Source organism: Streptomyces sp. PA03-5A (genome assembly GCF_033792725.1).
Classification (GTDB): domain Bacteria; phylum Actinomycetota; class Actinomycetes; order Streptomycetales; family Streptomycetaceae; genus Actinacidiphila.
The window spans coordinates 1-22,047 of record NZ_JARAVL010000071.1; the positions used below are offsets into that span (position 1 = coordinate 1).

The following is a 22,047-nucleotide window of genomic DNA, read 5'->3' on the forward strand; positions in this document are numbered from 1 at the left end:
CGGGTCCGTGGACCGCCCGGAGGCCGGCGCCCCGGCCGTGGACGCGCCCGACTCGCCGCCCGGCACGGGGTCCGCGGGCAGCAGGAAGCCGGCCCGTGGATCCGGTACCGGTTCGGTGTCACCCGGACGTGCCGGGCCGGCCGTCGTCCCCTGGACGGCGGCCTGCTCAGAAATGCGCTCCGTGCTCACGCTGGTCGTTCCATCCGGTCGGGTGCGTCACGTGCCGGGCACGTGGCGGGGCGGCCGCGTCAGGCGGGTCGTCGGCAGTGCAGGAAGAGCTGCTCCTCCGGCGGCACTTCGGTCGTGTGCGGCGCGTACGCGTACGAATCCTCCTTAAGGACCGTGAATCCCGCGTCGGCCACCACCTGGCGCAATTCATCCCGTAGATAACCCGATACCCGGATGGTGTTACCAAGGAACGGAATCGCGAAGTCGTCCACGTCGGCTTCCACCATCGAAAGGGTGAACATTCCGCCCGGGAGGAGGAGGTCGTGGACGCTGCGCAGGGCCAGCGGGATCTCCGCCCGAGGCAGCATCAGCAGCGAGAAGAAGGCCACGGCGGCGTCGAAGCGGCCCGGGTCCCCCGGGCCGTCGGGTCCGTGGCGGCCGCCGGTCCGCAGGTCGGCGATGTCGGCCTGGAGGAAGGTCGCCCGGGGCACGTGCCGGCGGGCGAGCGAGAGCATCCCCGCGGAGAGGTCCACACCCGTCACCTCGTGCCCGGCCTCGACCAGCTGACGGCAGGTCGGCAGTCCCGTGCCGCAGCCGAGGTCCAGGACGCGGGAGCCCGCCGGGAGCTGCGCCAGGAGCCATTCGCCCGCGGCGACCTGGCCCTCCTTGTGCGGGAAGGCCTCGTCGTAGCGGTCACCTATGGCGTCGAACCCCTCGGCCTGGCCGGTGCGGTCCAGCTGTATGTCCTCGTAGCCGCCGACTCCCACAGCCCGGGCCTCCCGTATGACCTTGGTGACATAGCGTCAAACTCTAGTGTGAGCCTGTGTTTTGTGCAGCACTATGGGCCACGATCTTACGATTGGGGCAGGGGTCCCCGGCAAGCCGCTCACGCGGTCACCTTGCCGGACGATCCCAGTCAACCGGAAGGGCCGGTACCGGCCACGCCGGATCCGGACGCCAGTGCTCCCAGCCGTCCCGGAAGGGATGCCCCCAGGCGCCGATCACCTCGACCGCCCGGCGGCCGGCCTCCCGTACCCGCTCCGCCGTGACCGCCGTCATCAGGCCGGCGGCCTGGGCCTGCGCGAACTCGTCCTCGTCCCGCCACTGCCAGCCCCGGTCCGGGGTGACGTGGATGTCGAGGAAGTGGTCCTCCGAGTCGACCCCGCCCGGCCAGCGGTGCCGCGGCTCCTCCAGGTTCACGTACCAGTTCTTGAAGCGCCAGCCCTGCTCCCAGAACAGCCACACCGACCAGGGCTCGTCCGGGCGCGCCAGCTTCAGCACGCCCGCGCCCCACCAGCGGTCGACGCACGTCGTGCGCGGCTTGAGGTAGCGGGTCTCCAGCGGCTCGTGGTGGATCGGCGAGCCGTCCGCCAGGACCGGCTTGACGCACTCGGTGCCCGGCGCCATCCACACCGCCAGCAGTTCCGGGTCGTCGCGCACCACGGTCACCGGACGGCAGATGTGCACCGCGTCGCTGCCGTTGCCGCGGTAGCGCCACAGCACCTGCTCGCCGGGCGCCCAGTGGCCCGCGCCGCCGTCCTGGCCCGCTCCACGGGGAAGAAGGATGTCCGCTGTCATGAACGGATCTTACGGACCCCGTGTTACGGGGGCGTCACCCTTGAGCCGAGCGTTCGTCACGCCGGGCACCGGGGAGCGCCGGGACGACGGCGCGGCGCGCCGTCAGGGCCGGGTCATCCGCAGCACGTCCAGCGCCTCGTCCAGCTGCTCCAGGGTGAGCAGCCCGCGCTCGACGTAGCCGGACTCCAGGACCACCTCGCGGATGGTCTTCCGCTCGGCCAGCGACCGCTTGGCGACCTTGGCCGCCTCCTCGTAGCCGATGTACTTGTTGAGCGGGGTCACGACCGACGGCGAGGACTCCGCGTACTCACGGGCGCGTTCCACGTTCGCCGTGATCCCGTCCACCGTGCGGTCGGCCAGCAGCCGGGAGACGTTGGCGAGCAGCCGCACCGACTCCAGGACGTTCCTGGCGATCACCGGGAGCATCACGTTCAGCTCGAAGTTGCCCGCGGCGCCGGCCGTGGTGATCGTCACGTCGTTGCCGATGACCTGTGCGGCCACCATCAGCACCGCCTCGGGGATCACCGGGTTCACCTTGCCCGGCATGATCGACGAACCGGGCTGCAGGTCCGGCAGGGCGATCTCGGCGAGACCGGTGCGGGGGCCGGAGCCCATCCAGCGCAGGTCGTTCGCGATCTTGGTCAGGCCCACGGCGATCGTGCGCAGCTGTCCGGAGGTCTCCACGACGCCGTCGCGGGCGCCCTGCGCCTCGAAGTGGTCCCGCGCCTCGGTCAGCGGCAGCCCGGTCGTCCGCGCCACCTCGGCGATCACCGCCGCCGAGAAGCCGGGCGGGGTGTTGATCCCCGTGCCGACCGCGGTGCCGCCCAGCGGCAGCTCCGCCAGCCGGGGCAGCGAGGCCCGCAGCCGCTCCACCCCGTACCGGACCTGCGCCGCGTAGCCGCCGAACTCCTGGCCCAGGGTCACCGGCGTGGCGTCCATCAGATGCGTGCGGCCGGACTTCACGACGTCCGCGAACTCCGCGGCCTTGCGCTCAAGCGACGCCGCCAGGTGCTCCAGCGCCGGGACCAGGTCACCGGTCACCGCGGCGGTCGCGGCGATGTGCAGGGAGGAGGGGAAGACGTCGTTGGAGGACTGGCTGGCGTTGACGTGGTCGTTGGGGTGCACGTCGCGGCCGAGCCGCTCGCTCGCCAGGGTTGCGATGACCTCGTTGGCGTTCATGTTGGACGAGGTGCCGGAACCGGTCTGGAAGACGTCGATCGGGAAGTGCCCGTCCCAGCGCCCCCCGGCCACCTCCGCGGCGGCCTCCTGGATCGCCTCCGACACGTCCTTGTCCAGGACGCCCAGCTCCGCGTTGACCTTGGCCGCGGCCGCCTTGATCCGGGCGAGCGCCTCGATGTGGGACCGCTCCAGCCCGCGTCCGCTGATGGGGAAGTTCTCCACCGCGCGCTGGGTCTGCGCGCGCCACTTGGCGTGGGCCGGGACGCGCACCTCGCCCATCGAGTCGTGCTCGACGCGGTACTCGCGCTCGTCCTCTGCGTCCTGCTCGGGCATGGCCGGAATTCCTTCCATCGCGGACATCGTCGGGCGTACCGGGTACTTCCCAGTAGAACCCCGACCCCTCGGTAGGACAGTGGCGCGGGACGTTTCATTCCCCCCGGTGGCCGCCCGGAAGGCGGCCAGAACGGACCGGGGAACCAGGCGGCCCGGCACCGCGCACGCGGTGCCGGGCCGCCTCGGACGGGTCACGCCCCCGGGCGCACCGGGATGCTGGTGAACGTCGGCGCGGGCGCCGGGTCCGTGAAGAAGTCGTTGCCCTTGTCGTCGACGACGATGAAGGCCGGGAAGTCCTCGACCTCGATCTTCCAGACCGCCTCCATGCCGAGCTCGGCGTACTCGACGACCTCGACCTTCTTGATGCAGTCCTGGGCCAGGCGCGCCGCCGGGCCGCCGATCGACCCCAGGTAGAAGCCGCCGTGCGCGGCGCACGCGTCGGTGACCTGCTTCGAGCGGTTGCCCTTGGCGAGCATGACCTTGGAGCCGCCCGCCGCCTGGAACTGCTCGACGTAGGAGTCCATGCGGCCGGCCGTGGTCGGGCCGAAGGAGCCGGAGGCATAGCCCTGCGGGGTCTTGGCCGGGCCCGCGTAGTAGACCGGGTGGTCGCGCAGGTACTGCGGCATCTCCTCGCCCGCGTCCAGCCGCTCCTTGATCTTGGCGTGCGCGATGTCGCGGGCGACGACCAGCGGGCCGGTCAGCGACAGCCGGGTCTTGACCGGGTACTTGGACAGCTCCGCCAGCACCTCGTCCATCGGCCGGTTGAGGTCGACGCGCACGACGTCCTCGTCCGACAGGTGCTCGTCGGTGGTCTCCGGCAGGTACTTCGCGGGGTCGGTCTCCAGCTGCTCCAGGAAGACGCCCTCGGCGGTGATCTTCGCGACGGCCTGGCGGTCGGCGGAGCAGGAGACGGCGATGGCGACCGGCAGGGAGGCGCCGTGGCGGGGCAGCCGCACCACGCGCACGTCGTGGCAGAAGTACTTGCCGCCGAACTGCGCGCCGATGCCGATCTTCTGGGTGAGCTCGAAGACCTTCTCCTCCAGCTCCTTGTCCCGGAAACCGTGGCCGGTCGGCGAACCCTCGGCCGGCAGCTCGTCCAGGTAGTGCGCGGAGGCGTACTTCGCGGTCTTCAGCGCGAACTCCGCGGAGGTGCCGCCGACCACGATCGCCAGGTGGTACGGCGGGCACGCGGCCGTGCCGAGCGAACGGATCTTCTCCTCCAGGAACTTCATCATGGAGGCCTCGTTCAGGACCGCCTTGGTCTCCTGGTAGAGGAAGGACTTGTTGGCCGAGCCGCCGCCCTTGGCCATGAAGAGGAACTTGTACGCGCCGCCGTCGGTCGCGTACAGCTCGATCTGCGCGGGCAGGTTCGAGCCGGTGTTCTTCTCCTCCCACATGGTCAGCGGGGCCATCTGGGAGTAGCGCAGGTTGAGCTTGGTGTAGGCGTCGAAGATGCCGTGCGAGAGGGCCGCCTCGTCGCCGCCCTGCGTGAGCACGTTCTGGCCGCGCTTGCCCATCACGATCGCGGTGCCGGTGTCCTGGCACATCGGCAGGACGCCGGCCGCGGCGATGTTGGCGTTCTTCAGCAGGTCCAGGGCGACGAAGCGGTCGTTGGGGGAGGCCTCGGGGTCGTCGAGGATCCGGCGCAGCTGGGCGAGGTGCGCCGGACGCAGGTAGTGGGAGATGTCGTGCATCGCCTCGGCGGCGAGCTTGCGCAGCGCCTCCGGCTCCACCTTGAGGAAGGTCCGGCCGTCGGCCTCGAAGGTGCTGACGCCCTCGGAGGTGACCAGACGGTACGGAGTGGTGTCCTCACCGAGGGGGAGCAAGTCGGTATAGGCGAACTCGGGCATAAGGGACATCCTCACTGGCGCTGCGTCATAGAAGCCCAACAAGCGTAGAACGTGCGCGGGGTACCGGATGTGTGAGGTGACCCTCACCGGCCCTAGTCGCGATCTATCGCGTTTGTGTACGGTAGTCGGGTGGATGAGTCGTCGCTCCAGAAGCGTGAACAGCACCCCGTGCGCCCCGTCGCCGAAGCCGATATCCGTGCGTCCGACGCGGACCGCGACCGGGTGGCCGACATCCTTCGCGATGCCCTCGCGGAGGGCCGTCTGACCACCGAGGAGCACTCCGAGCGGCTCGACGGGGTCTACGCGGCCAAGACCGTCGGCGAACTGGAGCCCTACGTCCGCGACCTCCCCGCGGGACGCGCCACGAGCGCACCCGCCCCGTCGCCCGGGGCGCACCACTGGGTGCCGGACGGCTCCGGGGAGAGCCCCAACCTGATCGGCATCCTCGGCGGTGCCGAGCGCAAGGGGCGCTGGCGGGTCGGCTCGAAGATCAACGCCGTCGCCATCATGGGCGGCGTCGTCATCGACCTCACCGAGGCCACCTTCACCAGCCCCGAGCTCGTCATCAACTGCACGGCCATCATGGGCGGCATCGAGATCAGGGTCCCGGAGAACGTGACCCTGCACGGCGGCGGCGTCGTGGGCATCATGGGCGGCTCCGACGTCAAGGCGTACGAGTCGCCCGACCCGCACGCCCCGGTCATCAAGGTGCAGGGCTTCGCCTTCTGGGGCGGCGTCGAGGCCAAGCCGCGCCGGGGCAAGCGTGTGAAGAAGAAGGGGCTCGGCCCCGCCGAACTCGACGGCTGACCGCGGCGCGGGTCAACTCCCGTGCCGCGCAAGGGGGTCGGCGGGGCGTGATGCCGGTGCCACGGAGGCGTGGCCCGGGCGGCGGCCCCGGCACGGTGCGCATGAACGCGCGCACAGCGGGTAGGGCAAGGGGACACGTCGCTCGCCGCAGCCCTCCTCACGCCGACAGACCCGTGGAGACGCACCGGCACCGCAGCGACGGGCAAGGGTGACACCAAGCCGAGCCGTCGTCAGGAGTATCCCGTGCTTCAACCGATCGAGCCCCCGGCAGCCTCCAGGTCCTCCCTGAGTCACCCCCGGGACCTGGGCGGCCCATGGCACTCGGAGGCGGCGTGCCGCAGTGACGAGGCGGGTCTGTTCTTCGCGCCTTCGAAGGAGCCGACCGCGGCGCGGCTGTCCCGGGAGGAGGCCGCCAAGCGGGTGTGCGCGCGCTGCCCGGTGATGCTGGAGTGCCGCGAACACGCGCTGCTCCAGCCGGAGCCCTACGGCGTGTGGGGCGGGATGACCGCCGCGGAGCGCAGGGTCGTACTGGCCCGGCGCCGCCGCCGTGAGGCGGAGCTGCAGCGGCCCGGGACGCGGATCGCCGCGGCCGGCTGAACGACAAGGGCCGGGACCCCGTCGCCACGGCGGGGTCCCGGTTCTCGTGTGCCGGTGCGCGGCGGCTGCCGCGGCGGCTCAGCGCGCGCGGTCGAAGTCGATGGTGCTGTAGGCGCGCAGCTTCGACAGCCGGTGCGTGGAGTCGATCTGGCGGATCGTGCCGGACTTCGAGCGCATGACCAGCGACTGGGTGATCGCGGTCTCGGCGCGGTACCGCACTCCGCGCAGCAGCTCGCCGTCGGTGATGCCGGTGGCGACGAAGAAGACGTTGTCGCCCTCGACCAGGTCGTCCGTGTGCAGGATCCGCTCCAGGTCGTGGCCCGCGTCCAGGGCGCGCTGCTTCTCCGCCTCGTCCTTCGGCCACAGCCGGCCCTGGATGGTGCCGCCCAGGCACTTGATCGCGCAGGCCGCGATGATGCCCTCGGGCGTGCCGCCGACGCCCATGAGCATGTCGACGCCGGTGCCCTCGCGGACGGCCATGATCGCACCGGCCACGTCGCCGTCGGAGATGAACTTGATCCGCGCGCCGGTCTCCCGGATCTCCTTGACGATGCCCTCGTGGCGGGGGCGGTCGAGGATGACCACCGTGACGTCCTCGGGGGCGCTGCCCTTCGCCTTGGCGACCCGGCGGATGTTGACCGAGGGCGGGGCGGTGATGTCGACGTAGTCGGCGGCCTCGGGGCCGGTGACCAGTTTGTCCATGTAGAAGACGGCCGAGGGGTCGTACATCGCGCCGCGGTCGGCGGCGGCGAGCACCGCGATGGCGTTGGGCATGCCCTTGGCGGTCAGGGTGGTGCCGTCGATCGGGTCCACGGCGATGTCGCACTCCGCGCCGGTCCCGTCGCCGATGCGTTCCCCGTTGAAGAGCATCGGGGCCTCGTCCTTCTCTCCCTCGCCGATGACGACGACGCCGTTCATCGACACGGTGGAGACGAGGGTGCGCATGGCCTTGACGGCGGCGCCGTCCGCGCCGTTCTTGTCGCCGCGCCCGACCCAGCGGCCGGCCGCCATGGCGGCGGCCTCGGTGACCCGGACGAGTTCCAGGGCGAGGTTGCGGTCGGGGGCCTCGGGATTCACCTCGAGTTGCGGCGGCAGGTTGTGGTTTTCATGCTGCTCGGTCATCACAGCGCACCTTTCTGTACGAGGACGGCCGGGATAAGAGGGTGTTACGACCTTATCCGGACCCCGCCAGGATGAGCAGGCCACCTGTCACATGAGCGGATTTCTGCCGGGTGCGACCCCGGGCGGACGGACGGTCCGGGGCATGGGGGACCATAGGGGGCGTGGCAAAGAAGCGCGGCACGGAAACACTGCGGGACATGGTGCTCTCGATGGCGGCGATCGGCGTCGTCGCCGGGGGCATCTGGCTCTTCATCCCGCACGACGAGAACCACGACCCCGTCAAGGTGGTCGGCTACCGGGTCGAGCTCGACCAGGCACGGCGCGACGCCCCGTACCAGGTGGCGGCCCCGGTGGGGCTCGGCGAGGACTGGCGGGCGACCTCGGTGACGTACGAGTCCACCGACCCGGGGGCGGTGCGGTGGCACCTGGGCTTCGTCGACCCGAAGAACGAGTACGCGGCCGTCGAGCAGAGCAACGAGGCCGCCGAGAAGTTCGTCGCGCTGAAGAGCCACGAGGCGAAGCGGGTGGGGACCCGCAGCGTCGGCGGTGAGACCTGGCAGCGCTACGAGGGCCACAAGTACGACGCGCTGGTGCGCGAGGAGGGCGGGGTGACCACGATGGTCACCGGCACGGCCCCGATGGCCCGGCTCGCGGAACTGGCCGCCGCGCTCGAAGAGCGGGGCGGCCGCCAGGGCTGAACCCCGACCCCTGAACCACGTCACCGCCACCGGCAGGGCCGGTGGCGGTGACGGTCGTCGTCAGACGGTGGTGACGACCTCGTCGTACGCCAGGCGCGGGCCGCGCTCGCGCCAGGCGTTCTCGCCCGGCTTGCCGATGTTGACCACGGCCAGCACGGAGTGGTCGCCGTCGGGGAAGAAGTCCTTGTCGATGGCGTCGGCGTCGTAGCCGGTCATCGGTCCGGCGGCCAGGCCCGCGGCGCGCACGCCCAGGATGAAGTAGCCGACCTGCAGGGCGGCGTTGAAGCCGGCGGACGCCTCACGCACCGGGCGCTCGGCGAAGAGCACCTCCTTGGCCTGCGGGAAGGACGGGAACTGGGCCGGCAGCTCCTCGTGGAACTCGTTGTCGGCGGCCAGGACCGCGACCAGCGGCGCCGTGGCGGTCTTCGCACGGTTGCCCTCGTTCATGTGGCCCACCAGACGCTCGCGGGCCTCGGGGGAGCGCACCAGCACGACGCGCAGCGGCTGCTGGTTGTAGGCGGTCGGGGCGTACTTGACCAGGTCGTACACGGCCTGGACCTGCTCGTCGGTCACCGGTTCGTCGGTGAAGGCGTTGGCGGTGCGCGCTTCGAGGAAGAGGAGGTTCTGGGCGGCGGTGTCGAGCTGGAGCGTCATCGGTACCTCTGTGGGGATGTGGAACCGCGCCCTGGGGAGGGGCGCGCCGGAACACTCCCCTCAGCATAGATGAAATTTCAACTAAACTTTCAACTATTCGGACGTGAAGCGGCTCACGCCGCCCGCACCCCGCTCACCCGGTCACTCCTCCTCCACGGCCTCCGGCCCCTGCCCGGCGCCGCCGCCGGACTCCTCCGCCAGGGCCGCGTCCAGCCGGGCGCGGGCGCCCTCCAGCCAGTCGCGGCACACCTTGGCGAGCTGCTCCCCCCGTTCCCACAGGGCGAGGGACTCCTCGAGCGTGGAGCCGCCGGCCTCCAGACGGCGAACGACGTCGACGAGCTCGTCGCGGGCCTGCTCGTACCCCAGCGTGTCCTGATCTGCCATGGCACCAGCCTAGGGCCGCCCTCCGACACGGCGGCCGGGCGCGCGGCGGCCGGCCCGGGAACGGCGCGCCGGCGGTCAGCGCGTGACGCGGACGGTGAACTCGCCCTCGGCCACCCGGGCGCGCAGCTTCTCCTCCTCGGCCACCTCGTCCGCGGCGCGCACGACCTGACCGTCCTCACGCTGCAGCACCGCGTACCCGCGCTGCAGCGTGGCGGCGGGGGAGAGCGCCACGACCCGGGCCCGGGTGTGCGCCAGCTCGTCCTCCGCCCGGTCCAGCCGGTGCCGCAGATGGCGGCGGGAGCGCTCCAGCAGCGCCGTGACCTGCTCGGCGCGCTCGTCGACCATCAGATGGGGCCGTGCCATGCACGGCCGGCTCACCGCCGCGGCCAGCCCCCGCTCCTCCCGGTCCAGCAGCCCGCGCATCACCCGCAGCGACCTTTGCCGCAGCTGCTCGACCCGGGCCAGCTCCTCGCCCACGTCCGGCACGACCCGCTTGGCCGCGTCGGTCGGCGTCGAGGCGCGGAGATCGGCCACCAGGTCCAGCAGCGGGGTGTCCGGCTCGTGCCCGATCGCCGACACCACGGGCGTACGGCACTCCGCGACCGTCCGCACCAGCCGCTCGTCCGAGAACGGCAGCAGGTCCTCCACGCTGCCGCCGCCCCGCGCCACGATGATCACGTCGACCTCGGGGTGCGCGTCCAGCCCGCGCACCGCCTCGATCACCTGGGGCACCGCGTACGCGCCCTGGACGGGCACGTTGCGCACCTCGAAGCGGACCGCGGGCCAGCGCAGTCGCGCGTTCTCCAGCACGTCCCGCTCGGCGGCCGACGCCCGGCCGCAGACCAGCCCGATCAGCTGCGGCAGGAACGGCAGCGGCCGCTTGCGCTCCCGTGCGAACAGGCCCTCGCCCGCCAGCCGCTTCTTCAGCTGCTCCAGCCGCAGCAGCAGGTCGCCGACGCCTATCGGGCGGATCTCCGCCGCGCGCAGCGACAGCTGACCGCGCGGTGCGTACCACTCCGGCTTGGCGTGCACCACGACCCGGGCGCCCTCGCCGACCGCCCCGTCGAAGGCGTCGAAGACCGCCCGGCGGCAGGTGACGCTGAGCGAGATGTCGTGCGACGGGTCGCGCAGCGTCAGGAACACCACGCCCGCGCCCGGGCGCCGTGACAACTGGGTGATCTGCCCCTCGACCCACACCGGGCCGAGCCGGTCGACCCAGCCGCCGATCAGCCGGGACACCTCGCCGACAGGGATCGGCGCCTCCGCGGACGTGTTCACAGCCATACGCCGAGACTAGCCCCCGCCACGGACAGTGACGCCCCTCCCGTCCGACCCGAATGGCACGCCCCGCTGTCCCCCCGCCCGGCCGCCGCGCAGGCTGGGGGCAACCCGGTAAACCGCTGACGTCGGTGACGCCGGCGTCACCGACAGGTCCCGGGAGTTCCCATGCGCCGACCCGGCCGGTACGGCTGGACCCCGTCCGAACGCCCGCCGCGCGTCCACGCCGGGCTCCGCGTGGGCCGCTACGGCCCCGGCTGCGGCTGTTTCAGCTGCCTTCCCCTGGCGGGCGCCGCCCTCGCGACCGGGTGGGCGCTCGCCGCCCGCCGTGCCGCCCGGGGCCCGCGGGGCTGCCGCTGAGCGCCGTGCCCGCTCCCGTGCCGTCCGCGCGTGCGCCCCGCGGCGCTCCGGCACCGCCTCCGCACCCCCGTCCGGACCACCCGGGGCAGCGATGGGGCCGCGTCCGGGCCCCGTACGATGGGCACATGACCGCTACGACTTCCCGCCGCGTCCTGCTCGCCGCCCCGCGAGGCTACTGCGCGGGTGTGGACCGTGCCGTGATCGCCGTCGAGAAGGCCCTGGAGCAGTACGGGGCCCCCGTGTACGTCCGCCACGAGATCGTCCACAACAAGTACGTCGTGCAGACCCTGGAGCGGAAGGGCGCGATCTTCGTCGAGCAGACGGAGGAGGTGCCGCCCGGGTCGATCGTCATGTTCTCCGCCCACGGCGTCGCCCCGGTCGTCCACGAGGAGGCCGCCAAGGGGCGGCTCGCCACGATCGACGCGACCTGCCCGCTGGTCACCAAGGTCCACAAGGAGGCCGTGCGGTTCGCAGGCGAGGACTACGACATCCTCCTGATCGGCCACGAGGGCCACGAGGAGGTCATCGGCACCTCCGGCGAGGCCCCCGATCACATCACCCTGGTCGACGGCCCCGGCGACGTCGAGAAGGTCGAGGTCCGCGACCCGTCCAAGGTCGTCTGGCTCTCCCAGACCACGCTCTCCGTGGACGAGACGATGGAGACCGTCGACGCGCTCAAGGAGAAGTTCCCGCTGCTGATCTCGCCGCCGAGCGACGACATCTGCTACGCCACGCAGAACCGTCAGCTCGCCGTGAAGCAGATGGGCGCCGAGGCCGAACTGGTCATCGTCGTCGGCTCGCGCAACTCCTCCAACTCCGTGCGCCTGGTCGAGGTCGCCAAGCTGGCCGGGGCCCGTGCCTCGTACCTGGTGGACTTCGCCGACGAGATCGACGAGGCGTGGCTGGACGGCGTGTCCACCGTCGGTGTCACCTCCGGCGCCTCCGTGCCCGAGGTGCTCGTCGAGCAGGTGCTGGAGTGGCTGGCCGCCCGCGGCTTCGAGGACGTGGAGATCGTCAAGGCCGCCGAGGAGTCGATCACCTTCTCGCTGCCCAAGGAGCTCCGCCGGGACCTGCGCGCCGAGGCCGCCGAACTGATGCGGGGCGGCACCTCCGAGGGGTGACCGACCGTGCCACGTCGTAGCGTTGGGGCATGAGCGTTTTCGGTGTGGACATCGGCGGATCGGGCATCAAGGGTGCCCCGGTCGACCTCGGGCGTGGTGACTTGGCGGAGGAGCGCTTCAAAGTGCTCACTCCCCATCCCGCGACCCCCGACGCCGTCGCGGAGTGCGTGAAGCAGGTCGTCGACCACTTCGGGTGGACGGGCCCCGTCGGGGCCACCTTCCCCGGAGTGGTCACGCACGGCATGACACGCACGGCGGCGAACGTCGACAAGGGCTGGATCGACATGGACGCCGCCGGGCTCCTGTCCCAGAAGGTCGGCTGCGCGGTGACCCTGCTCAACGACGCGGACGCCGCGGGCATGGCCGAGATGGAGTACGGGGCGGGCCGTGGCCGCAAGGGCACGGTCATCGTGCTCACCCTCGGCACCGGCATCGGCAGCGCCGTCTTCGTCGACGGCAACCTGCTGCCCAACACCGAACTGGGCCACCTCGAACTGCACGGCCACGACGCCGAGACGAAAGCCTCCACCAAGGCCAAGGACGACGAGGGCCTCACCTGGGAGCACTGGGCGAAGCGCCTGCACAAGTACCTCACCCACGTCGAGATGCTCTTCTCGCCCGAGCTGTTCATCCTCGGCGGCGGGGTCAGCCGCAAGGCCGACAGGTTCCTGCCGCTCCTGACCGGCATCAGGGCCGAGATCGTGCCGGCCGCGCTGCAGAACAACGCGGGCATCGTCGGCGCGGGCATGGCGGCGGCCGCCGTCCGCTCCTGACCGCGGCGGCCGGCGGGAGGCGGCCGGTGGAGGGCGGCGCTCAGCGGCGCCGTTCGCGCATCACATAGGCCACCTTCCGCGCGGCCGCGATCACCGCGGCACCGACCGTGCCCCCGTACAACCAGCCCGTCTGGGTGGCGAGCCCGGTCAGCAGGCCCATCAGGTGGCCCGTGAAGCCCCCGCCGTCGCCGCCGGCCGTCACGGCCAGCGCGATGGTGAAGGCGATGGGCGCGCTGACCGGCGCCGCCGACAGGTCGTACGGCCGTACGAACGCCCCGGCGGCGAGGCAGGCCAGCAGGAAGACGACCCCGAAGAGGGTGCCGGGCTCGCCCGTGATCAGCGAGTCCGCGGCGCCGCCGGCGAGCGCGGTCAGCGTGATGAAGACGCCCGTGCCCAGTCCGGTCAGCCGGGGCTCCGTCCGGCGCAGCCGCGCCACCCGCAGCAGCAGCGGCCCCCGGGGCAGACCGCCCCGGACGGCGGTCGCGCCCTGCGGGCGACGCTGCGGGCGGACCGGCCGCGGCAGCGGGGAGGCGGCGGTGGGTGCACCGCTGTTCTTGTGGGGTGTGCGCGCACTGTGTTGCTCCACGCACCCAACGTAGGCGCCGAGGAGGGGGGAAACGGGGGCAGGACACGACTTTTCACCGCCGCAGGGGGCCACTGGGGGCGCGGCCCGTCCCGGAGCCGGTGCGTTCCGTAGACTGGTGGATCGGTCCGCCGGTCGCCCGCCCGGGCGTGGCGGCCCATTCCACCCACCTCTCGCTACGGGAAGTCGTCACGTGTCGCTCACGATCGGAATCGTCGGCCTGCCGAACGTCGGCAAGTCGACCCTGTTCAACGCCCTGACCAAGAACGACGTGCTGGCGGCCAACTACCCGTTCGCCACGATCGAGCCCAACGTGGGCGTCGTCGGTGTCCCCGACCCCCGTCTGGACAAGCTCGCCGAGATCTTCGCCTCGCAGCGCAAGCTCCCGGCGACCGTGGACTTCGTGGACATCGCCGGCATCGTCCGCGGCGCCAGCGAGGGCGCGGGCCTGGGCAACAAGTTCCTCGCGAACATCCGCGAGTCCGACGCGATCTGCCAGGTCATCCGGGCCTTCGTCGACCCGGACGTGGTCCACGTCGACGGCAAGGTGTCCCCCAAGGACGACATCGAGACGATCAACACCGAGCTGATCCTCGCCGACCTGCAGACCATCGAGAAGGTCGTGCCGCGGCTGACCAAGGAGGTCCGCCTCCAGAAGGAGAAGGCGCCGGTGCTCGCCGCCGTCCAGGAGGCCCAGCAGATCCTCGAGGACGGCCGCACCCTGTTCTCCGCCGGCATCACCGCCGGCACGGAGAAGGGCCGGCTGCTGCACGAGCTGCACCTGATGACCACCAAGCCCTTCCTGTACGTCTTCAACGTCGACGAGGACGAGCTGACCGACGAGGCCTTCAAGGCCGAGCAGCGCGCCCTGGTCGCCCCGGCCGAGGCGATCTTCCTCAACGCCAAGATCGAGTCCGAGCTCATCGAGCTCGAGGACGACGAGGCCCTGGAACTGCTGCAGTCCATGGGCCAGGAGGAGCCGGGCCTGGCGACCCTCGCCCGGGTCGGCTTCGACACCCTCGGCCTGCAGACGTACCTGACCGCGGGCCCCAAGGAGGCCCGCGCCTGGACGATCAAGAAGGGCGCCACCGCCCCCGAGGCCGCCGGTGTCATCCACACCGACTTCCAGAAGGGCTTCATCAAGGCGGAGATCGTCTCCTTCGGCGACCTGGTGGAGGCCGGCTCCATCCCCGAGGCCCGCGCCAAGGGCAAGGCCCGCATGGAGGGCAAGGACTACGTCATGCAGGACGGCGACGTCGTGGAGTTCCGCTTCAACGTCTGACCTGCCGTTCCCTCCGGTGTCACGGGCCGGGCCCCCCGGGGTCCGGCCCTTCGTCGTTTCGCGCGTACATGCCAGGCGATGGTCGGCGGATGTACGGGAGGCCGCCGGATGGTGAATCGTTTCGGTCGCGGGGATGCACAGTGTGTGCAGGTCCTTTTGGGATGTGTGGGACGCGGGGTGGAATCGGCGCATCCCGGCTCCGAGATGTGAGGAAACGATGGCGTCCCTCGGCAGGCTCTACTCGATGTTCGACGACGTGGTACTCCCGGAGGAGATCCCGTACGCCCAGATGAGCGTCTGGGAGCAGAGGTTCCTCTACCTCGTGGCGCGTCACCACGTGAACGGCACCGGCGCCCTCGTCGAGCTGGGCTCGGGCGGCGGTGGCTCCACCTACGCCATCGCCAAGGGGCTGCGGGAGAACCCCGCGTTCGACGAGCAGAAGGGCCGGCTGCACGCCTTCGACTTCTTCCGCGTGGGCAAGGGAACCTTCGCCACGCAGCGGTTCTTCAAGGCGGGCAAGGCGCCGGAGGGCGACAGCTCCTTCCGGGAGGACTTCGAGGCGGCGCTGGCCCCGTTCATGGGGTTCATCGAGGTCCACGCCGGCGACATATGGACCACCTCCGACCCGGAGGACAAGAGCCCCATCGAGTTCCTGCACGTCGACATCGCCAAGACGGCGCGGGTGTTCCGGTGCGTGGCGGAACGTTTCCTCCCGCGCCTGGAGCCCGGTGCGGTCGTGCTGCACCAGGACTTCGCGAGCCCCCGCCTGCCGTGGCTGCACCACAGCACCGGCGCCCTGCTCCCGTACATCGAGATCGCCGGTGCGCCGATCCGTTCCACCCTCGCCTTCGAGGTCGTCCGGCCGGTCCCGGCCGAGCTGCTGGAACGCATCGCCAAGGACGACCACACGGTGGACGAGAAGCTGGCCCTGATCACCGCGGTGCAGGACCAGGTCGACCTCGACCACACCGGACGGGTCCCCTTCAAGCAGGTCCTGGAGCTGGCCAAGGCGTACGTGTGCCACTACGCGGGCGACCACCAGCGCGCCTGGAAGATCGCCAAGCCGCTGCTGAAGGACCCGTACCTCTCGGAGACCCGCGCCGACCACTTCGCCCAGCTCCAGCGCGCCCTCGACCAGGAGGCCGCCCCCGCGCCGTCCCGGGTGCGGCGGCTGCTGCGCAAGGTGACGGGCGGCTGACCGCCCTCCCGCAGGTCACAGCACGGCGACGGAAACCGCGCACCGGGGGGTGCCGGCGGGTGCCGCGGGCCACCATGGCGGGCATGCGTACACGCCTCAGCACCGGAGTGCTCCTCGCGGCCGTGCTCCTCGCGGTCCCCGCCTGCAGCTCCGGCACCGACGACTCCGGCAGCAAGCCCGACGCCGGTGGCACGCCGTCCGTCGCGGCGTCCGGTTCGAAGGTGCCGGACATCAGCGAGGGCATCCCCGAGGAGCCGACCGGGGCCCGGCGCGCGGCGCTGCTCGCCGCGCTCAAGGCCGTCGACCCGGCCCTGGCGGCCGACGCGGACAAGGCCGTCGCCAACGCGCGTCAGCAGTGCGCCACCATCACCGGCGGCGGCAACGCGGTGGCCGCCGCGCAGTCGCGCTTCGGCAGCGCCGGCCACCAGCTCACCGAGGAACAGGCCAAGGCCGTCAACGAGGTGCTGGAGCAGACGCTCTGCACGTCCTGAGCCGCCCCGCCCCGCCCCGGTCTACGGGGACGGGGCGGCGGCCACCGGGTTGATGCTGTCGAAGCAGACCAGGCCCCGGGCCTGCGACAGCAGGAACGAGCCGCTGTAGGCGTCCACGGTGATCTCGGCGTCGAAGGACCCGCTCCGCAGCCACCGTGCGTCCGCCGGGAGGAAGCCGGCCAGCCGGCCCGGCAGCACGGACAGGCTCGCCGGGCGGAAGTCGTGGTGCGCGGTGAGCGCGGCGACCCGGCCGTCCGTGAGGGCGGCGACGCCGACCACCCGTACGTCCGAAGGACCGGGGACCGACCTGCCGTCGTTGCCCGCGACCAGGTCGTACCCCAGCCAGTGGGCGCCGTGGAGCCGACCCAGCAGCGGGAAACGCCGCTCCAGCGGGGCGGTGTCCGTCCGTACCGGGCCCTCCGCGGCCTCGCGCCGCTCCGCCTCCGGACGCCGCGAGCCGCACCCGGCCGCGAGCACCGCCGCACCCGCGGCCAGCACCGTCCGTCGTGTCGTCATGCGCCCGCCCCCTGACGGCCCGCTTCGATCGCCGGGTTCTCCAGCGTCGTCCAGAAGGCGGCGTCCGGCTCCGGCGGCAACGGAGGGGAGCCGAGGTCGGCGTGGAGCGCGGCGCGCCAGCCGGGGGAGATCCGGGAGCGGACGTCGGCGGTCCTCACCAGCGCCCGGTGGGGCAGGTCGGTGAGCAGCAGCACGAAGCACATGACGGCCTGTGTGCGGACGCCGTCGTGGTGGGCGGACGCCTCGCGGCGGACCTGGCGCAGCCTGAGCCCGAGCGGACCGGTGCCGGTGAGCCCGACGGTGCGGCCGCCGTCGAGGGTGTCCAGGGCGGCGGCGACCTCGGGGTACCTTGCCAGGCCGGACTCTTCGGCGAGCCGGCGCATCTGCCGGGCCGCGGCGGTGGCGACCGTCGCGCGGGGGAGCGTGGCCACGAGTGCGCCGAGACCGCCCAGCGTGCGCACGTGGACGGCGCGCAGCGGCTCCTCGGAGCCGCGCGGCGGCAGCGGCGGCAGCGAGGCGTCGTCGGAGGAGGGCAGCGGGTCCGAGGGATCGCCCCACTCGGGGTGGGCGCGCTCGGAGTCGTCCCACTCCAGGACGCCGTCGCTGACGACGGGCCAGGTCCGGCCGCCCTGGAAGGGCAGCCCGCGCTCCAGGCTGTCGGCGACGTCGCCCAGGTACGCGCCCAGCGACGGGGCGTGGCCGAAGTCGGTGCCGGACCCGTCGAAGAAGCGGCCGACCGCGCCGAAGGACGCGCCGGGGCGGCAGTCCACGGTCAGGCCGTCCGCGGTGATGGCGTAGGAGGCGAACTGCACGAAGCGGTGGTGCCAGTAGGCGCCGTCGTTCTCCGCCTCGTCCTCGTCGAGGACCTCGGCCAGCATGCCGCGCAGGAAACCGGACCGCTCCTCGCATCCGTGGGTGCCCAGCAGACCGTCGTGCGTCGGCAGGAGGAAGTCCTCGTCCGCCCCGTCGTGCCGGCGCAGCGTGGCCACCAGGTCCGGCGGGAAGGTGACGCCCATGCGCCGCTGCACCGCGGCGATCTCCTCCCGCGGCGCCGGCGGGTGGAGCATGGCGAACGTCGCCGGGGCGTGGGTGCCCAGCCAGAAGTCGATGCGGTCCCAGGCCTGTTCGGCCGCTTCGGCGGACATCGTGCTCCCCCTCGGTGTCGGCGCCCCGCTGGCAGAACCCTAACGGTGGCCGCCGACAGCGGGTCGCGGAGGCCGGGATATATTCGCGCGGCCGTTCGCCACGCCACCCGCCCGTGAGGAGCCGTTCCGTGCAGCCTCCGCCGTATCCGTCGTACCCCCTCCAGCCGGCGCTCCCGCCCGCGGCGCAGCGGGCGCCGCTGAACGGGCTCGCCGTCGCCGCGCTGGTGACCGGGCTGCTGTGCATGCTGCCGGTGGTCGGCGTCGTGCTGGGGACGATCGCTCTGGTGCAGATCAAACGGACGGGCGCGCGCGGCAAGGGCATGGCCGTCACCGGCCTGGTGCTGTCGGCCGTCGGCACGCTGCTGTGCGCCCTGGTGCTCGCCGGCGGGGCCGCCGCGTTCGTCAAGAGCTTCAAGGAGGGCGTCAGGGAAGGGGCGCGGGACGACGGCGCCTTCTCGCTGCGCCGGGGCGACTGCTTCGACACCCCCGGCGGCGACCTGGAGGCCCCGACCACCGACATGGACACCGTGTCCTGCGCACAGGGGCACGCCGGCGAGGTGGTCGGGACCTTCCGGCTGCCCGGGCCCCAGGGCTACCCGGGCGACACGGAGCTCAAGGACCTCGTGGAGGACCGCTGCCAACGGCTGTCCGACACCTACGCCATGGACAGCTGGGCGGTGCCGGCGGACGTCAGGGTGTACTACTACGCCCCGGACCGGGGGACCTGGAAGCTCGGGGACCGGGAGGTGACCTGCGTGTTCGGCAAGGAGAAGGGCGTGCTCAAGGGCTCCCTGCGGCAGGACGCGAGCACGCTCGACGCGCACCAGGTCGCCTATCTGAAGGCCGCCAACGTCCTCAACGAGGCCATGGCGAAGGGGCCGGAGGAGGAGTACGTCGAGGACGACCTCGAGGGCTACCGCACCTGGGCCGGCGAGGTCTCGGTCGCCCTCGCCGCCGAGGCCCGGGCGCTGGACGCCCACGACTGGCCGGCCGGTGCCGAGCAACCGGTCGCCGCGCTCGTGGCGGAGGCCGGGAAGTCACGCGCGCACTGGGCCAAGGCCGCCGTGGCGAAGGACGCGGACGCCTACTACGAGCACTACGAGGCGGCGGACTCGCACAGCGGCCACGAGGAGGCCGTCAGGGCGCGGGAGGCGCTGGGGCTGGCCACGACGGTCGCGGCGGCGAACCCTTCGGTGTGACCAGCCCCGACTCGTAGGCGTAGACGACCAGTTGAGCACGGTCGCGGGCGCCCAGCTTGGTCATCGCCCGGCTGACGTGGGTCTTGGCGGTGAGCGGGCTGATGACCATCCGCCCGGCGACCTCGTCGTTGCTGAGCCCGCGGGCGACGAGCGCGAGCACCTCGCGCTCCCGGTTGGTCAGCGCCTCCAGGCCCGCCGCGTGCGTGGCGTCGGGCGGCCGCGCGACGAACTCGCCGATCAGCCTGCGGGTGATGGCGGGGGAGAGCAGGGCGTCGCCGCGCTCGGCGACGTGGATGGCCTGGACGAGGTCGGCGGGTTCGGTGTCCTTCAGCAGGAATCCGCTGGCGCCGGCGCGCAGCGCGTCGAAGACGTACTCGTCCAGGCCGTAGTTGGTCAGGATGACCACGTGGACGCCGGCCAGCCGCGGATCGGCGGCGATCAGCCGGGTCGCGCCGATCCCGTCGAGCACGGGCATCTGGACGTCGAGGAGCACCACGTCGGGCACGTGGCGCCGGGCGAGTTCGACGCCCTGCTGACCGTCGCCCGCCTCGGCCACCACCTCGATGCCGTCCTCGGCGTCGAGGAGGGCTCGGAATCCCGCCCGCATCAGCGCCTGGTCGTCGACGATCAGCACGCGGATCACGACACCTCCTCCAGCGGCGCCCCGGCCGCCCCGGGCGCCGTCCTGCCGTCGGCCGCCGGCAGTGCGTCCAGGGGGAGTTCGGCCCGCACGGAGAAGCCGCCCTCGGGCCGCGGCCCGGCGTGCAGCCGCCCGCCGAGCGCGGTCACCCGCTCCCGCATCCCGGTCAGCCCGACCCCGGGCACCGGGCCGTCGCCGGGTGCCGAGGTGCCGTCGTCGTCGATCTGGACGACCAGTTCCCGGTCGCCGTACTCGATGCGGACGGTGGCGCGGGGCTCAGGACCGGCGTGCCGGGTGACGTTGGTGAGCGCCTCCTGCACGATGCGGTAGGCGGCCCGGTCGACCCCGTCGGCCAGCGGCCGTTCCCGTCCGCCGACCGTGACGCTGGTGGGCAGACCGGCCGTGCGCGAGCGCTCCACCAGGTCCTCGATCCGGTCCAGCCCGTGGCCGCCGCCGGTGCCGCGCAGCACCTCCAGGGTCGCGCGCAGCTCCCGCATCGCCTCCCCGCTCGCCTCCTGGATCGCCAGCAGCGCGGCGGGCACCTCCTCGCCGCGCTTGCGGGCCAGGTGGACGGCGACCCCGGCCTGCAGCTTGATGATCGAGATGCTGTGGGTGAGCGAGTCGTGCAGCTCCCGGGCGATCCGCAGCCGTTCCTCGCCGGCCCGGCGCAACGCCGCCTCCTCGCGGGTGCGTTCGGCGTCCAGCGCCCGCCGCTCCAGCTGCTCCAGGTAGGCCCGGCGGTGCCGGCCCACCACGGCCATGGCGACCGAGGCCAGGAACCAGCCGAGCAGCAGCGCGGTGGACTGCGCAGAGGTCGGCGCGGGCTGCCCGGAGGCGAGGTAGCCGGTGAGGAACGCCAGGGCCGACAGCTGCACCGGCAGCCGCTTCCCGCCCGACCTGACCGCCATGTGGACCGCGACCAGCACGGGGAACGCCGCCGAGGGGCCGGGGTGCACCCGCAGCGCGTACGCCAGCATGCAGCCCGTGCACAGCAGCAGTGCCGCCGCCGGCCGGCGGCGGCTCCCGGCGACCGCCAGCGCGCCCACCAGGCCCAGCGCCAGGTCGAGGGCGTTCGAGGGGCGCGGCACCCCGGGCAGCAGCAGGACGTCGACGGCCAGGACGACGCCGATCACCGCGTCGAAGGCGACGCCACGCCGCCCCCGCAGCCCGGCCCACCCCTGACGCCCGATCAGCGTGCCACCCATGCCCGCACCCTACGCCGCCCAGCGGGGCGGCACGTCCTCCCCGAAGACGGCTCCGCGGCTACTCCCGGTGGAGTAGTCCCGCCTACGGCCCCGGCGCCCGGAGCAGTGGCATCCCCCTTCCCCCGGAGGACGACCGGCGGGACCCCGGGCGGCCACCATCGACCCGTCGAGAACACCGCCGTCCACGAGCCGTCAGCGAGGAGGCCCGGCCATGGCCACGCCCTTCCGTCTCACCACTCCCGCGCCACCCGGCGACGCCACGGGCCGTACCGCCGAGGTCTACGCCCAGCTCGCCGCCGACTTCGGCATCGGCCGCGCACCGACCTTCGTCGCGCTGTCGGCCGCCCCCGACCTGCTCGCGGCGACCTGGGCCGTGCTGCGCGAGTCGCTGCTGGCCGGCCGCGTGCCGCGCACCGACAAGGAGCTCGTCGCCCTGGGGGTGTCGGCGGCGAACCGCTGCCCCTTCTGCGTGGACGCGCACACCGTCCTGCTGCACGCCACGGGTGACCACCGCCTCGCCGAGACGGTCGCCCGCGGCGGCACGCCGGACGACCCCGCCCAGGCCGCGCTGGTCGCCTGGGGCGGGGCGACCGCGACCCCCGGCGCCCCCGCGGCCGTGGCATACCCCTTCGGCCCGCAGGACGCGCCGGAGTTCATCGGCACCGCGCTCGCCTTCCACTTCGTCAACCGGATGGTGTCCGCCCTGCTGACCGAGGACATGCTCCCCGGCGGACTGCAGCGGCTGCGGCTGGTGCGCAGCCTGGGTGGCCGGGCCCTGGCCCGCACCGTCCGCCGGCCGCTGCCGCCGGGGGCCAGCCTGCCCCTGCTGCGCGGCCCGGCCGGACCCGCGCCGGAGTGGGCCGCGGACGCCCCGGTGGGCACCGCC

General features: G+C 72.7%; 24 protein-coding genes and 1 pseudogene. 11 read left to right on the forward strand and 14 right to left on the reverse strand.

The window, feature by feature from the left end; all coding sequences use genetic code 11:
• From PV410_RS43650 to PV410_RS43670, 5 genes and pseudogenes are all read right to left on the reverse strand, one after another.
• Positions 1-189: pseudogene (locus tag PV410_RS43650) on the reverse strand (hypothetical protein); the annotation flags it as partial.
• Positions 190-248: 59 nt separating this feature from the next.
• Positions 249-935 carry a class I SAM-dependent DNA methyltransferase gene (locus tag PV410_RS43655; RefSeq protein ID WP_500332239.1) on the reverse strand — a complete coding sequence of 229 codons (687 nt, stop codon included), beginning with the start codon at positions 933-935 and terminating at the stop codon, positions 249-251.
• 127 nt (positions 936-1,062) lie between these two features.
• On the reverse strand, positions 1,063-1,746 hold the full coding sequence (gene fomD / locus PV410_RS43660; RefSeq protein WP_500332240.1) for a cytidylyl-2-hydroxypropylphosphonate hydrolase: 684 nt from the start codon (positions 1,744-1,746) through the stop codon (positions 1,063-1,065).
• Between the two features lie 102 nt (positions 1,747-1,848).
• Positions 1,849-3,258: a class II fumarate hydratase gene (locus PV410_RS43665; protein WP_500332241.1), complete on the reverse strand. Its 1,410-nt coding sequence runs from the start codon at positions 3,256-3,258 to the stop codon at positions 1,849-1,851.
• 191 nt (positions 3,259-3,449) lie between these two features.
• A complete protein-coding gene (locus tag PV410_RS43670) occupies positions 3,450-5,108 on the reverse strand; it encodes a fumarate hydratase (RefSeq protein WP_500332242.1) in 1,659 nt (552 codons plus the stop codon).
• 129 nt (positions 5,109-5,237) lie between these two features.
• Between PV410_RS43670 and PV410_RS43675 the strand changes: the two genes are divergently transcribed.
• Together PV410_RS43675 and PV410_RS43680 are read left to right on the forward strand one after the other, a co-directional pair.
• Entirely contained in the window at positions 5,238-5,915 is a 678-nt protein-coding gene (locus tag PV410_RS43675) for a DUF1707 SHOCT-like domain-containing protein (RefSeq protein ID WP_500332243.1), read from the forward strand.
• A 243-nt stretch (positions 5,916-6,158) separates the two neighbouring features.
• On the forward strand, positions 6,159-6,512 hold the full coding sequence (locus PV410_RS43680) for a WhiB family transcriptional regulator (protein ID WP_018561404.1): 354 nt from the start codon (positions 6,159-6,161) through the stop codon (positions 6,510-6,512).
• A 78-nt stretch (positions 6,513-6,590) separates the two neighbouring features.
• Here the strand turns inward: PV410_RS43680 and glpX are convergent, their stop codons facing one another.
• Positions 6,591-7,634, reverse strand: a complete 1,044-nt coding sequence (glpX, locus tag PV410_RS43685) for a class II fructose-bisphosphatase (protein ID WP_500332244.1) — start codon at positions 7,632-7,634, stop codon at positions 6,591-6,593.
• 161 nt (positions 7,635-7,795) lie between these two features.
• Between glpX and PV410_RS43690 the strand changes: the two genes are divergently transcribed.
• The gene (locus PV410_RS43690; RefSeq protein WP_500332245.1) at positions 7,796-8,332 is read left to right on the forward strand and encodes a DUF4245 domain-containing protein; all 537 of its coding nucleotides are present in this window, start codon (positions 7,796-7,798) and stop codon (positions 8,330-8,332) included.
• 60 nt (positions 8,333-8,392) lie between these two features.
• On the opposite strand, the gene PV410_RS43695 is transcribed toward PV410_RS43690, so the two are convergent.
• From PV410_RS43695 to xseA, 3 genes are all read right to left on the reverse strand, one after another.
• Positions 8,393-8,986, reverse strand: coding sequence for a malonic semialdehyde reductase (locus tag PV410_RS43695; protein WP_500332246.1), 594 nt, complete (start codon positions 8,984-8,986; stop codon positions 8,393-8,395).
• Positions 8,987-9,127: 141 nt separating this feature from the next.
• Positions 9,128-9,370 carry an exodeoxyribonuclease VII small subunit gene (locus PV410_RS43700; protein WP_500332247.1) on the reverse strand — a complete coding sequence of 81 codons (243 nt, stop codon included), beginning with the start codon at positions 9,368-9,370 and terminating at the stop codon, positions 9,128-9,130.
• A 75-nt stretch (positions 9,371-9,445) separates the two neighbouring features.
• Entirely contained in the window at positions 9,446-10,654 is a 1,209-nt protein-coding gene (xseA, locus tag PV410_RS43705) for an exodeoxyribonuclease VII large subunit (protein ID WP_500332248.1), read from the reverse strand.
• A 162-nt stretch (positions 10,655-10,816) separates the two neighbouring features.
• On the opposite strand from xseA, the gene PV410_RS43710 reads away from it, so the two are divergent.
• From PV410_RS43710 to ppgK, 3 genes are all read left to right on the forward strand, one after another.
• The gene (locus PV410_RS43710; protein ID WP_500332249.1) at positions 10,817-11,008 is read left to right on the forward strand and encodes a hypothetical protein; all 192 of its coding nucleotides are present in this window, start codon (positions 10,817-10,819) and stop codon (positions 11,006-11,008) included.
• A 125-nt stretch (positions 11,009-11,133) separates the two neighbouring features.
• Positions 11,134-12,129, forward strand: a complete 996-nt coding sequence (locus PV410_RS43715; RefSeq protein WP_499513726.1) for a 4-hydroxy-3-methylbut-2-enyl diphosphate reductase — start codon at positions 11,134-11,136, stop codon at positions 12,127-12,129.
• Positions 12,130-12,158: 29 nt separating this feature from the next.
• Positions 12,159-12,902, forward strand: a complete 744-nt coding sequence (ppgK, locus tag PV410_RS43720; RefSeq protein WP_500332250.1) for a polyphosphate--glucose phosphotransferase — start codon at positions 12,159-12,161, stop codon at positions 12,900-12,902.
• Positions 12,903-12,942: 40 nt separating this feature from the next.
• On the opposite strand, the gene PV410_RS43725 is transcribed toward ppgK, so the two are convergent.
• On the reverse strand, positions 12,943-13,488 hold the full coding sequence (locus tag PV410_RS43725) for a DUF6542 domain-containing protein (protein WP_500332251.1): 546 nt from the start codon (positions 13,486-13,488) through the stop codon (positions 12,943-12,945).
• Positions 13,489-13,678: 190 nt separating this feature from the next.
• Between PV410_RS43725 and ychF the strand changes: the two genes are divergently transcribed.
• From ychF to PV410_RS43740, 3 genes are all read left to right on the forward strand, one after another.
• Complete coding sequence (gene ychF, locus PV410_RS43730) at positions 13,679-14,767, forward strand: redox-regulated ATPase YchF (protein ID WP_499513729.1); 1,089 nt, start codon at positions 13,679-13,681, stop codon at positions 14,765-14,767.
• Positions 14,768-14,984: 217 nt separating this feature from the next.
• Positions 14,985-15,965: a class I SAM-dependent methyltransferase gene (locus tag PV410_RS43735; protein ID WP_500332252.1), complete on the forward strand. Its 981-nt coding sequence runs from the start codon at positions 14,985-14,987 to the stop codon at positions 15,963-15,965.
• An 83-nt stretch (positions 15,966-16,048) separates the two neighbouring features.
• Complete coding sequence (locus PV410_RS43740; protein ID WP_500332253.1) at positions 16,049-16,456, forward strand: hypothetical protein; 408 nt, start codon at positions 16,049-16,051, stop codon at positions 16,454-16,456.
• Between the two features lie 21 nt (positions 16,457-16,477).
• Here the strand turns inward: PV410_RS43740 and PV410_RS43745 are convergent, their stop codons facing one another.
• Together PV410_RS43745 and PV410_RS43750 are read right to left on the reverse strand one after the other, a co-directional pair.
• Positions 16,478-16,972, reverse strand: coding sequence for a hypothetical protein (locus PV410_RS43745; protein ID WP_500332254.1), 495 nt, complete (start codon positions 16,970-16,972; stop codon positions 16,478-16,480).
• Complete coding sequence (locus tag PV410_RS43750) at positions 16,969-18,117, reverse strand: SMI1/KNR4 family protein (protein ID WP_500332255.1); 1,149 nt, start codon at positions 18,115-18,117, stop codon at positions 16,969-16,971. Before PV410_RS43750 ends, PV410_RS43745 begins: the two co-directional genes overlap by 4 nt.
• Before the next feature lie 128 nt (positions 18,118-18,245).
• Between PV410_RS43750 and PV410_RS43755 the strand changes: the two genes are divergently transcribed.
• Entirely contained in the window at positions 18,246-19,316 is a 1,071-nt protein-coding gene (locus PV410_RS43755; protein WP_500332256.1) for a DUF4190 domain-containing protein, read from the forward strand.
• Here the strand turns inward: PV410_RS43755 and PV410_RS43760 are convergent.
• Complete coding sequence (locus PV410_RS43760; protein WP_500332257.1) at positions 19,255-19,959, reverse strand: response regulator; 705 nt, start codon at positions 19,957-19,959, stop codon at positions 19,255-19,257. The genes PV410_RS43755 and PV410_RS43760 overlap by 62 nt on opposite strands.
• Complete coding sequence (locus PV410_RS43765; protein WP_500332258.1) at positions 19,956-21,161, reverse strand: sensor histidine kinase; 1,206 nt, start codon at positions 21,159-21,161, stop codon at positions 19,956-19,958. The genes PV410_RS43760 and PV410_RS43765 overlap by 4 nt, the downstream gene beginning before the upstream one ends.
• 211 nt (positions 21,162-21,372) lie before the next feature.
• On the opposite strand from PV410_RS43765, the gene PV410_RS43770 reads away from it, so the two are divergent.
• A partial coding sequence (locus PV410_RS43770) for a carboxymuconolactone decarboxylase family protein (protein ID WP_500332259.1) occupies positions 21,373-22,047 on the forward strand: 675 nt, incomplete at its 3' end.